The organism is Bacteroides sp. 214 (assembly GCF_010501015.1).
GTDB lineage: Bacteria > Bacteroidota > Bacteroidia > Bacteroidales > Bacteroidaceae > Bacteroides.
Genome location: NZ_QVML01000009.1, coordinates 68,531 through 80,286, shown reverse-complemented (window position 1 = coordinate 80,286; position 11,756 = coordinate 68,531). Strand labels below are relative to the sequence as shown.

Below are 11,756 nucleotides of genomic sequence, written 5' to 3'. Positions count from 1 at the left end.
CAAAAGGTAACAACAAACTATAACCATCTTTTTGCATAATATCTTTTTTAGGCAAAGATAAAAAACATAAAGTGACTCCTCAACTTTTTACGTTGACCCGAAATACCCCCCTCAGAAGCGTCTTAGCGCAACGTTGTTTTTTGGGGAAATAAGCAGAAATGTAAAGGGAAGATAAGCACCAACAAAGATTTCGATTTGAGCCGTTATTTTTCTGGAATTACGATAGTACTTACAAGGGTTATAATGCAACAAGCACTCTGTTTGGCCGCTGCCAACAGAGTGCTTTCACAAAAACTAAACTAGACTTAACTAAACTATTCTATTTTAAGAGTTTCTCAACTCCTATCTGTTCAGTACAAAAGTATAGACTATTTTTTACATATACAAGAGAAAATGAGTTTTTTTTCTCTTTTTTTCAAAAATCAGCAATGTTCTTCTAAAAACTCTTGAAAAACGTGCTTATAGCTATCACTGACGGGGATATAATTTTTCTCAAAAACAATACGACCACGATCAATAATCTTTATTTTTTCCTTATTTACTATATAAGAACGATGTACGCGCATAAATTTACTTTGCGGAAGAATTTCTTCCACTGATTTCATACTCATTAAAGAAAGAATAGGACGAGGGGTATCTTCCATATAGATTTTTACATAATCTTTCAACCCTTCAATGTATTGAATATCCTTTAGCTTAACACGAACTAACTTATAGTCGCTCTTTACATAAATACTTTCCAACTCTCCTTGCTTGGAGCTACGCTCGAACCATTGTAAAGCTTTGTTGGATGCTTCTAAAAAATCTATATATGAAATAGGTTTAAGCAAATAATCCAAAGCATTGACCCGATAACCATCAAGTGCATATTGGTCAAATGCAGTAGTAAAGACAATACGTGTATGCGAATCGACCATCTTGGAGAACTCCAATCCATTCAATTCGGGCATTTGAATATCCAAAAAGAGTAGGTCTACGTTCTTTTGGGGCAACTCCTGCATGGCTTGTATAGCACTAGCGTACTTTCCTTCCAGTTTTAAGAAAGAGGTTTTTGCAACATAACTCTCTATCAGATTAAGAGCCAATGGCTCGTCATCAACAATGGCGCAACGTAGTATCATATTTTTCTTTCCAATAATTTATTATACTTCGATAGATAAGCGCGAAATGTACTGATCGCCATCTGCCGATGTTCCTCTTTGCCAGTTATACTTACCCGGGTAAAGTAACTCCAATCTTTTGGCTACTTGCGGAAGCCCTATTCCTGAGCCACTCTTATCGTTCGTTTTTTTAGGGAAATAGCTATTTGCTATTTCACACAACACTTTTCCCTCTGTTTCGGATAACATAATCCGGATATAACTTGGTTGAGTAGGAGAGATGCCATGCTTAAAGGCGTTTTCAATCAGAGAGATAAACAAGAACGGTGCAATAGGCGTTTGAGTATCGGGAAGCACTTCTATTTTTGTCTCCAGCGTTACGTTCGGTGCCAACCTAATACGCATTAATTCAATATAATTATGCATAAAATCGGCTTCTTTACCCAGTGTAACAAACCCTTGTTGGTTTTCGTAAAGCATATGACGAAGTAATTTACTTAATTCCTGTACAGCACTTTGTGCTTTGTCGACATCAAAAGCTATCAATGCATAAATATTATTGAGCGTATTGAGCAAGAAGTGCGGATTCAACTGATTGCGTAAATTTTTTAATTCAGCCTCCGTTTTACTCCTTTCGGCTTCTCTACGTGCAGTTTCTAGCGCATTCCATCTTTTTGTTATGCGAATTACCATACTTATACTAATTGTAAAGGCAATAGCTATGGAGTCTCTAATAATAAATACCCAACGCGGAGGTTTCCTAAATGCATGCTCAGGGTTTACTACAGGAGGCGGTGCAGTAATGAAGTGCCAATAATGTAATAGGAAACTTGTTAAGACAAGTATAATTACATTATATATAATATAAGTTTTTGTTTTCTCCTTAAACAGGAAATTGGGGATAAGAAAATAGTAATTGAAATAGAACACGATAAAATAAGTAACAATAACCACAAAGTGTTTGGTGTAGTCATACCATGTAATATTCGGGCCACGAAGGTTCAACACAAACATTGGAAGCAACAGAAGCAATACCCATGTAGCCACATGGGTAAAGACTTCAAATGAATGGCGTCGTTGTGTTATTGATTGTCTCATAGGGCAAATATACAGAATTACTCGTAACGTATTGCATCAATCGGGTCCAAATTGGCAGCCTTCTTTGCTGGATACCAACCAAAGAAAACTCCAGTAAGCGTACAAACTGCAAAACTAAGGAACACACTCCATAGCTGAATATAGATAGGCCAGTTCAATATCACCTTTACAACATATGAAGCTCCTACGCCAAACACTACCCCGATGAGCCCACCGGTTACACTAATAAGAATTGCTTCTATTAAGAATTGGGTTAAGACATCAATGCCACGCGCACCTACCGACATACGCAAGCCTATTTCGCGTGTACGTTCCGTAACGCTAACATACATGATGTTCATAATACCAATGCCCCCCACCAGCAAACTGATACCGGCAATACAGGCAAGTAGTACTGTCATTATATCTGTAGTACTGGTAAGCATTGAGCTAAGCTCTTCTTGCGAACGAATGGTGAAATCATTTTCATCGTTTGTACGTAACTTATGGTTTGTACGCAAAACATTTTCTACTTCATCCGTAGCTACTTCAGTCATCCCTTCAGTTAGTGCAGAAGCGAAGATGCCTTGTAAGTAGGTAATTGCCAAAACACGTTTCATTATTGTGGTATATGGTGCAAGCACTACGGCATCCTGGTCTTGTCCCATCGAATTATATCCTTTGGACTTGAGTACCCCTACTATCTGAAATGGGATTTTATTGAACCGAATGATTTGTCCTACAGGATCGCTACCATCGGGAAATAGATTATCTACTATGGTTTTACCTACCACACACACTTTGGCACTACTGGCAATGTCCTGCTCTGTAAACATATTCCCATTTTCGACAGTTAATTGCCTGATATCCAAATATTCGGTGCTTACTCCATTTATTGAAGAGGGATAGTTATTGGCACCACTGATAAACTGTCCGCTACTCGATATATTAGGACTTACGGAGGTAAGATAGTTGGTTTCATCGCGCAAAGCATAATAGTCATCAAGCTTCAATGTCTGCATAGAACTGGGGTCTTGACGCACACCTCCTCTTCGTTCCGCTCCCGGGTGGATCATAATCATATTCGACCCCATCTCCGAAACTTGTTGCTGAATACTTTGCTTAGACCCCTGCCCAATAGCAAGCATTGTTATCACAGCGGCTACACCAATGATAATGCCAAGCATTGTAAGGAAAGCACGCATTTTGTTATTGGCAAGTGCCTTCAGTGATATCTTAAATAAATTTGTTCCATTCATAATATGGTTTCTTTAGAGTTCCTCAGGCAAAGGTAGCTCGGCAAGCACCGCAGCCGCCGATTGAATATTTGTGTTTACAGTATCTTCTTTTATTCTACCATCGCGTAACACAATATTCCTTCCGGTATATTGAGCAATTTCGGGGTTATGAGTAACGAAGATAATCGTTCGTCCTTCTGCGTGTAGCTTCTGGAAGAGTACCAATATTTCATACGATGTACGCGTATCAAGATTCCCCGTTGCTTCGTCGGCAAGAACTACGGCAGGGTTATTAACCAAAGCTCGAGCTATAGCCACGCGCTGCATCTGCCCACCACTCATCTGGTTACTTTTGTGCATTAAGCGATCACCTAGCCCTACAGCCACTAGTGCATCGATAGCACGTTTTCTGCGTTCCGAGGTACTAATCTCTGCATTATACATCAACGGCAATTCTACATTCTCAATCGCAGTAGTCTTAGCAAGCAGATTGTAACTTTGAAATACAAAACCTATTTTACGGTTACGTAAAATAGCCCGCTCGCTCTTACTCATATTCTTTACCGGGATTCCATCCAGTAAATACTCGCCTCCGGTAGGAGTGTCTAGACAACCAAGAGTATTCAGTAGGGTAGATTTTCCCGAGCCTGATGTTCCCATTATTGTCACAAACTCGCCTTCGGAGATAGTAAACGAGATATCGCGCAAGGCATGTACCGTTTCACTACCCACCTGAAAGTCTCGCTTGATGTTTTGAAGTTCTATGATTGCTTTATTCATATTGCATCCTTTCTTACTTAACGCTTACCTCCCGGACGACCCGGCATGAATGGAGAAGATTCTCCTTGCGTAGGAAGCGCAGCATTCGATTGTCCCATAACAATGTCTGTTATTACTACAGCACCGGGATTGATTCCGCTTTTTATCTCTGTTAAGATACCGTTACTGGTACCTATCTCAACTGCATGTGCTACAAATGTATTTCCTTCGCGCGTCCATAATTTGTGTTGTCCAGGAACATCCTTAATACTATCTTCACCTACCAATTGTTTAACAGGCGTAAAGCGCAACGCTTTTACCGGTACAGCGAGTACATCTGCTTTCTCCATAGTGTAGATGGTTACGTTAGCAGTTAGCCCGGGTTTAAGTTTAAGATCGGGGTTGGGGGCAGAGATAACCACCTCGTAAGTTACTACATTATTGGTAACGGTAGCTTGTTGACGTACTTGAGTTATAAATCCCTCGAAAATATCGTTAGGGTATGCATCTACACTAAAAGAAACACGAAGACCTTCTGTCAATCCGGCTATATCAGCTTCATCTACATCGGCTATTACACGCATATCGGTAAGGTCGTTGGCAATAATAAAGAGGGTAGGTGTGTTGAACGAAGAAGCTACGGTTTGTCCTTCTTCAACAGCACGACTCAACACGATTCCATCAATAGGTGAAGTAATGGTAGCATAGTCTAAATTAGTCTTCGCTTTGGCTAAATCGTTCTTACTGATATCGTATGAGTTTTTTGCTTTCTCATAGCCATACAAAGCCGTTTCATATTCGGTGGCCGAAATCAATTTCTTTTCATTCAGGGCTTTAATACGAGTATAGTTTTTCAATTGATACTCGTATTCTGTTTTAGCATTCTCTAAGTTACTTTTCTTACTGGCGTATTCGTTCTCCAAATTAATCTTATCCAGTTCGGCAATAATATCCCCTTTACGAACGACCGTATTATAGTCTACGTATAGCTTGTGTACAATACCCGACACCTGCGTACCTACTTCTACTTGTGTAACCGGCTCTACTGTTCCGGTTGCGGTTACCGAGCTACTGATAACGCCTTTATTTACGGTTGCAGTTTGATAATTCACTTTCTGGTCGGACGACTTCCCACCAAACAACCAAAGCCCTATTGCTACCCCCACAACGACGGCTACAACAATAATTAAATTTTTCTTGCTCATGATATCTTTTTTCTATTATTATGCTGATTATAACTTAAATTCTTCTCCCTGATAGAAGTTCAACAGTTTAATGTTGAGTATTGCCATATACTTTGCCTGAATAAGCTGTTCCTGCGCCGAAAGTAGGTTGTTCTTTTCGGTAAGCAACTCTACGGTATTTTTCATGCCGAGAGTAAACTGCTCGTTTACCAATTCATAACTTATTTCGGAGCTACGTAGCTTTTCCTTAGCAGCCATGTATTGCTGTTGTGCAGTAGTAGCATCGAGCCAATAGCCCTCTATGGTACTGAATAACGCCTTTTCTTCACTCAACAAATTCAGCTTACTGCTTTGTAGATTTAGTTTTGCTTTTTGTACGGCACTTTTGTTCTGACGATTTTTGAAAATTGGCACCGAAAGCGTTACTCCTACTGTGTTGTTCCAACCATTCTTTACCTGTTCACCGAAAGTGAAATCGGTTCCGCTGGTGTGAGTTGTTCCTGTTCCTGCAGTCAAAGATATGCTTGGATAATAACCCGATTTAGCTATGTCAATCGCTATTTCACTGGATTCCACATCTATTTTACCTGCTTCAATCTCCGGACGGAAAGTTAACGCAGTTTTGTACACATCCATTTTAGCGGGTAATGGTTGAATTACATTGTCATCATTCAATTCAGGAAGTAGCAGGTTCATCTCCTCTTCCCCGTCAAGTTCCAGTAACTGCTTCAATTGCAGCTTGTAACTTTGTAATGACGATTGCGAGTTTACCAAAGCGTACTTATCATTACTGTATTGTGCTTCGAGTTGAGCGTAGTCGCTTTTAGCGATGTAGCCTACGTTAAGTAGTTCTTTAGCGCGATTCAACTGTGCGTCGGACACCTCCAAATTGCTTTCGTTAATCTTTATCGACTCTGAGGCGTAGAGAATTTGCAGATATAACTGCATAATAGAGACTTGAATGTTGTCCTCCATCAGGTTTACATCCAACTCGGCCATACGATTTGTCAGCTTCTGCTGATTGATTGTTTTTACATTCTTTCCACCATTATATACAGTCCACGAAGCGTTTAGTCCATAATTAGCGTTATAGCTATTCTTTCTATCGCTTCCATCGTCAATCAGCGGACGGTTTACATAGTTGTGACCCGTACTGAACGACAAGCTAGGAAATAATGCTGCTTTTGCCGTTAGCAGGTCTACCTGGCTGCTTTCCGAAGCTATTCGATTCTTTTGGATGCTGATGTTGTTCTCCATGGCATAATCCAAACAATCTTGCAACCCCCAAAGCTTGCTGGATTCCTGCGCAGTTGCCACACAACAGCTCAGCACAATGGTAGCACCGCAAGCAATTATTCTCATTCCTTTTACCTTTTGCATAATTCTTTCTATTGATTTTACGGAAACAAAATTATTTTCATTCTCCCACTGTAACAAAAATGATAGACAAGCAACGAATTGACGACGTCTAATCTGAACAATTTATCGACTTTATCATTATTTATATAGTAGTACCTATTAATAACATGATGAAAGCTACAATCATACGTATTTGGGATTTCTATCTTACCGGATTTAAGAGCATGACAATTGGACGCACTCTTTGGTTCATTATTTTGCTTAAATTATTCATCATGTTTGCCATTCTCAAGTTGTTTTTCTTTCCTAACTTCATAAACACACGCCCCGAAGGGATGACGAAAGAAGAATTCGTCTCCAAAGAGCTTATTGAACGGCGTGACATGCTCAAACAAGAATAATAACCTTTAATACAGAATAATATGATTGAAAGCATTGAGACGTCGTTAGTTGATTGGTCGCGAGCGCAATTTGCACTAACCGCCATGTATCACTGGATTTTTGTACCGCTTACGCTGGGGCTTGCTGTGGTTATGGGAATAATGGAAACCGTTTACTACAAGACAGGCGATGAATTCTGGAAGCGAACTACCAAGTTTTGGATGAAGTTATTCGGAATAAACTTCGCCGTTGGTGTAGCTACCGGATTGATATTGGAGTTTCAGTTTGGCACCAATTGGAGTAACTATTCGTGGTTTGTAGGAGATATCTTTGGTGCGCCACTTGCTATTGAAGGAATGCTGGCGTTTTTCATGGAAGCTACTTTTATAGCAGTTATGTTCTTTGGCTGGAACAAGGTTAGCAAGGGGTTTCATTTAGCTTCAACATGGCTAACGGGATTGGGTGCTACAATATCCGCATGGTGGATATTGGTTGCCAATGCTTGGATGCAATACCCGGTAGGGATGGAGTTTAACCCCGATACAGTACGTAATGAAATGGTAGACTTCATGGCGGTAGCCTTTTCGCCCGTGGCTGTGAATAAGTTCTTTCACACAGTATTATCGGGGTGGGTGCTTGGTGCAGTCTTTATTGTTGGTGTTAGTTGTTGGTTCTTGTGGAAGAAGCGTGACGTAAAGTTTGCGTTAGTCAGCATAAAAATAGCAGCGATATTTGGATTGACAGCGTCTTTGTTAGTGGCTGTTACCGGAGACGGATCGGCATACAAAGTAGCACAAACACAACCCATGAAACTGGCTGCAGTCGAAGGATTCTATGAGGGGAGCGAACAAGCCGGACTTGTTGCTGTTGGCGTACTTAACCCTGCAAAAGAAACCTATAACGACAGTATAGATCCTTTTTTATTCCGTATTGAAATTCCTAAAATGCTTTCATTTCTCTCCACTCGCAATGCTAACGCATTTGTACCCGGTATCAAAGACATCCTAGAAGGAGGATATCTGCTCGACGATGGTAATATAGCTCTTTCTGCAGCCGAGAAAATGCGCAGAGGTACTATTGCCATCGATGCGTTAAGTACCTACCAGCAAGCCAAAGAAGCCGGCAATGCTCAAGTTGCCGATAGCGCATACCGCATCTTGCAAGCCAATATGCCTTACTACGGTTACGGCTATATTAAGGAAGTAAATGACCTTGTACCCAATGTACCACTAAACTTCTACGCATTTCGTATGATGGTAATATTGGGTGGTTACTTTATTCTGTTCTTCGGGTTGATTCTATTCTTTGTGTATAAGAAAAGCCTAACTAAAACTCGTTGGATGCATTGGGTAGCTATGCTTACAATACCATTGGGTTATATTGCCGGACAGTGTGGATGGATTGTTGCCGAGTGTGGTAGGCAGCCATGGGCAATTGTAGACTTATTGCCTACCTCTGCCGGTATTTCGCGTATTAGCACCGGAGCAGTACAAACAACTTTCATCCTTTTCCTTGTGCTGTTTACAATCATGTTAATAGCAGAGATAGGGATTATGATTAAAGAGATAAAAAAAGGACCAGAAAGAAACTAAAAACAAATCGATATGAACAACTACATACTTCTACAACAATATTGGTGGCTGATAGTGTCACTGTTGGCTGCAATTCTTGTTTTTCTACTTTTTGTGCAAGGTGGCAATTCACTCATCTTTTCATTAGGGAAAACAGAAGAGCAACGCCAAATGATTATCAACTCTACAGGTCGCAAGTGGGAGTTTACTTTTACTACACTGGTAACTTTCGGTGGCGGCTTCTTTGCTTCATTTCCGTTGTTTTACAGTACGAGTTTTGGTGGAGCATACTGGCTGTGGATGCTGATTTTGTTTAGCTTCGTATTACAAGCAGTAAGCTATGAGTTTCAAAGTAAAATGGGTAATCTGTTGGGTAAGAATACTTATCGTACCTTTTTGGTTATCAATGGGGTAGTGGGGCCATTGCTGCTGGGTGTGGCGGTGGCTACATTCTTTACCGGATCCAACTTCTTAATAAATAAGGGGAACATGACCAATACCGTGATGCCCGTCATCAGCAGTTGGGGAAATGCATGGCATGGACTGGATGCGCTTGCCAATATATGGAACTTAACATTGGGTATAGCTGTGTTTTTTCTTGCCCGTACCTTGGGGATACTATACCTTATTAATAATATAGATGACAAGATACTGAACACGAACTCCCGCAAAGCTATTATCCCTAATGCGGCACTGTTCCTTGTTTTCTTTCTGGCATTCATAGGCAAGATATTAATCTCCACCGGGTATGCCGTTAACCCGGATACAAAACAAATCTTTATGCAACCTTGTAAGTACTTCCTGAATTTTGTGGAGATGCCTATAGTCTTTGCTCTATTTCTTGTAGGAGTGGGGCTTGTGCTGTTTGGTATTCTTAAAACGATATTGAGAACACGATTTACTAAGGGTATCTGGTACACAGGGGCAGGAACAATACTTACGGTATTGGCATTACTACTTTGTGTGGGCTATAACAACACAGCTTATTACCCATCGAACCTGGATTTGCAAAGTTCCCTTACGCTTTCCAACAGTTGTTCAAGTCAATTTACGCTCAGCACAATGGCATACGCTTCGCTAATTATACCTTTTGTGATTGCTTACATCGTCTATGCATGGCGAAGTATTGATAAAAAGAAGATTGACGCCGAAGAAATGCGCGGGGAGGGGCATAAGTATTAAGAAACTATTTTTCAGCAACAGTAAAAGTGGTAAAAAAAACAATCAACACATGAACGCTGTGTATTCTGTTAACTATCATTTTGCTAAAGCCCCATTTTCTTGCGAAAATTTGAAGAGAACAGCCCGTATTCAATAAAAATCGAAGGAAAACGTGTTAAGGAAAAACACGAAAAAGTACCATTGATAGAGGCTGAAACACGAAAAGATGCCCTACAAGACTTGTAGGGCATCTTTTTTTGACTGAGTTCTTAATTAAAACACAGTCAAAAGAGATTCAAAACTCAGTTTATTCTCTCTCATGATCCACTGCTTTATTTCCTCTTTACTTATGGCTTTTGCTCCATAAGATTATGGTTGAGGGAGTTAGAACCATAAGCAGAAGGTCGTTGAGCCATAAGCACTTTTTAATCAAAACACACCCTCTCCAGGAGGCTTGTAGTGGCGTTTCTGTACTGCTCAAACAGAATGAATCCGGAAGGCTAAAATCACAAAAGAAAGTTACTTAAGCATATTTCTGGTTGTACAAGCTGTTTTTACTGTCTTATTGATACAAACTCGCCCATGCACAAAAGTCTAAAACGATAAAATATTCATCAAAACAATCCTGCATTACACTAAAAAAGTATCACCAACAAACAATTTATTTAGGTTACGTCCGTTATTTATTCATATAATAAACACGATAATGCATGCAAAAAAAATACTAATCATTAATAAATTCCTTTATCCACGTGGTGGAGATTGTATCTACACACTAAACTTGGGCGAGTTGCTGAAGCAAAACGGTCATGAGGTGATGTATTTCTCCATGTTGTATCCAGAAAACCTGTCTTTCGAAGAAAGCAATTATTTTGTGGATGAGGTTTCTTTTGCGTCGCCGGGTATTAACAACAAAGCAAAAGCCGCGCTGCGCATCTTTGGGAGTGGAGTGAAAGAACGGTTCAATGCGGTTCTTGATAATTTTCGCCCCGATGTGGTACACCTTAATAATATACATTCTTATATTTCGCCTATTGTAGCCAAACTGGCACACAAAAGAGGTATTAAAGTAGTATGGACGTTGCACGACTATAAATTGATATGCCCTTCGTATTCTTGCTTACGCGATGGAAAGCCATGCGAAATATGCTATAAGAATAAACTACATGTTGTAACGAACAAATGTTTCAAAGGAAGTACTGTGGCAAGCACCCTTGCTTATTTAGAAGCCATTTGTTGGAATCGCAGCAAACTAACCAAATGGGTAGATACATTTATTTGTCCCAGCAACTTTATGGCTTCTAAAATGATGAGCGCAGGCTTCCCTGAAAATAAGATAGTGGTACTTAACAACTTCATTGATAAGCAAAAAGTAGAGTTAATCTGTGCCACTAAGCAAGAACCAGAAGAGAAGAGCTACTGCTATGTGGGTCGCCTATCGCCCGAGAAAGGAATTCAAAGCTTGCTTGAAGTAGCCTCGGATCTGCCCTATAAGCTATATGTGGCAGGTACAGGACCACTGGAAGATGAACTAAAAAGAAAATATGCTTCCAAGCAAATTGTGTTTTTGGGCTTTCAGACGAGCTTGGAAATCGTTGCGCTAATGAAAAAAGTACACTTCTCTGTAATACCATCAGCTTGGTACGAAAACAATCCGCTAAGTGTGATAGAATCCTTATGTTGTGGTACAAAAGTGCTTGGTGCCAGTATTGGAGGTATCCCCGAACTAATTAAGGAGGGCGACGGGCAGCTCTTTGAAGCGTTCGACAACGCAATGATGAAAGGCCAAATAGAGAATATGTTTAATGATACTTATAACCGTGAAGAAGTCTCTAATAGAAGCATTAAAAAGTTCTCGGAAGAAAGATATTATGCGGATTTATTGACGGTGTATGAGAATTAGGCGTATCTTTGAACACTAAATAT

General features: G+C 40.1%; 10 protein-coding genes. 4 read left to right on the top strand and 6 right to left on the bottom strand.

Annotated features, from left to right (window positions below; all coding sequences use genetic code 11):
* Positions 1–422: 422 nt before the first annotated feature.
* Genes D0T50_RS08675 through D0T50_RS08650 form a run of 6 tightly spaced genes read right to left on the bottom strand, consistent with a single transcriptional unit; the run spans position 423 to position 6,738 of the window.
* Positions 423–1,121: a LytTR family DNA-binding domain-containing protein gene (locus tag D0T50_RS08675; RefSeq protein ID WP_163223132.1), complete on the bottom strand. Its 699-nt coding sequence runs from the start codon at positions 1,119–1,121 to the stop codon at positions 423–425.
* Between the two features lie 21 nt (positions 1,122–1,142).
* Entirely contained in the window at positions 1,143–2,198 is a 1,056-nt protein-coding gene (locus tag D0T50_RS08670) for a sensor histidine kinase (protein WP_163223131.1), read from the bottom strand.
* Positions 2,199–2,215: 17 nt separating this feature from the next.
* Complete coding sequence (locus D0T50_RS08665; protein ID WP_163223130.1) at positions 2,216–3,436, bottom strand: ABC transporter permease; 1,221 nt, start codon at positions 3,434–3,436, stop codon at positions 2,216–2,218.
* 12 nt (positions 3,437–3,448) lie between these two features.
* A complete protein-coding gene (locus tag D0T50_RS08660) occupies positions 3,449–4,195 on the bottom strand; it encodes an ABC transporter ATP-binding protein (RefSeq protein WP_163223129.1) in 747 nt (248 codons plus the stop codon).
* A gap of 17 nt (positions 4,196–4,212) precedes the next feature.
* Positions 4,213–5,379, bottom strand: coding sequence for an efflux RND transporter periplasmic adaptor subunit (locus tag D0T50_RS08655; protein ID WP_163223128.1), 1,167 nt, complete (start codon positions 5,377–5,379; stop codon positions 4,213–4,215).
* 27 nt (positions 5,380–5,406) lie between these two features.
* A complete protein-coding gene (locus D0T50_RS08650; protein WP_163223127.1) occupies positions 5,407–6,738 on the bottom strand; it encodes a TolC family protein in 1,332 nt (443 codons plus the stop codon).
* Between the two features lie 149 nt (positions 6,739–6,887).
* On the opposite strand from D0T50_RS08650, the gene D0T50_RS08645 reads away from it, so the two are divergent.
* The 4 genes from D0T50_RS08645 (at position 6,888) to D0T50_RS08630 (ending at position 11,733) form a co-directional block, all read left to right on the top strand.
* The gene (locus D0T50_RS08645) at positions 6,888–7,118 is read left to right on the top strand and encodes a DUF4492 domain-containing protein (protein WP_163223134.1); all 231 of its coding nucleotides are present in this window, start codon (positions 6,888–6,890) and stop codon (positions 7,116–7,118) included.
* A gap of 21 nt (positions 7,119–7,139) precedes the next feature.
* Positions 7,140–8,690, top strand: a complete 1,551-nt coding sequence (locus D0T50_RS08640) for a cytochrome ubiquinol oxidase subunit I (protein ID WP_163223126.1) — start codon at positions 7,140–7,142, stop codon at positions 8,688–8,690.
* A gap of 12 nt (positions 8,691–8,702) precedes the next feature.
* A complete protein-coding gene (cydB, locus tag D0T50_RS08635; RefSeq protein ID WP_163223125.1) occupies positions 8,703–9,851 on the top strand; it encodes a cytochrome d ubiquinol oxidase subunit II in 1,149 nt (382 codons plus the stop codon).
* A 685-nt stretch (positions 9,852–10,536) separates the two neighbouring features.
* On the top strand, positions 10,537–11,733 hold the full coding sequence (locus D0T50_RS08630; RefSeq protein ID WP_163223124.1) for a glycosyltransferase: 1,197 nt from the start codon (positions 10,537–10,539) through the stop codon (positions 11,731–11,733).
* Positions 11,734–11,756: the final 23 nt, after the last annotated feature.

Coding starts and splice junctions, on each gene's coding strand:
- D0T50_RS08675 (WP_163223132.1), bottom strand. CDS start 1,121: ATGATACTACGTTGCGCCATTGTTGATGACGAGCCATTGGCTCTTAAT.
- D0T50_RS08670 (WP_163223131.1), bottom strand. CDS start 2,198: ATGAGACAATCAATAACACAACGACGCCATTCATTTGAAGTCTTTACC.
- D0T50_RS08665 (WP_163223130.1), bottom strand. CDS start 3,436: ATGAATGGAACAAATTTATTTAAGATATCACTGAAGGCACTTGCCAAT.
- D0T50_RS08660 (WP_163223129.1), bottom strand. CDS start 4,195: ATGAATAAAGCAATCATAGAACTTCAAAACATCAAGCGAGACTTTCAG.
- D0T50_RS08655 (WP_163223128.1), bottom strand. CDS start 5,379: ATGAGCAAGAAAAATTTAATTATTGTTGTAGCCGTCGTTGTGGGGGTA.
- D0T50_RS08650 (WP_163223127.1), bottom strand. CDS start 6,738: ATGCAAAAGGTAAAAGGAATGAGAATAATTGCTTGCGGTGCTACCATT.
- D0T50_RS08645 (WP_163223134.1), top strand. CDS start 6,888: ATGAAAGCTACAATCATACGTATTTGGGATTTCTATCTTACCGGATTT.
- D0T50_RS08640 (WP_163223126.1), top strand. CDS start 7,140: ATGATTGAAAGCATTGAGACGTCGTTAGTTGATTGGTCGCGAGCGCAA.
- cydB (WP_163223125.1), top strand. CDS start 8,703: ATGAACAACTACATACTTCTACAACAATATTGGTGGCTGATAGTGTCA.
- D0T50_RS08630 (WP_163223124.1), top strand. CDS start 10,537: ATGCATGCAAAAAAAATACTAATCATTAATAAATTCCTTTATCCACGT.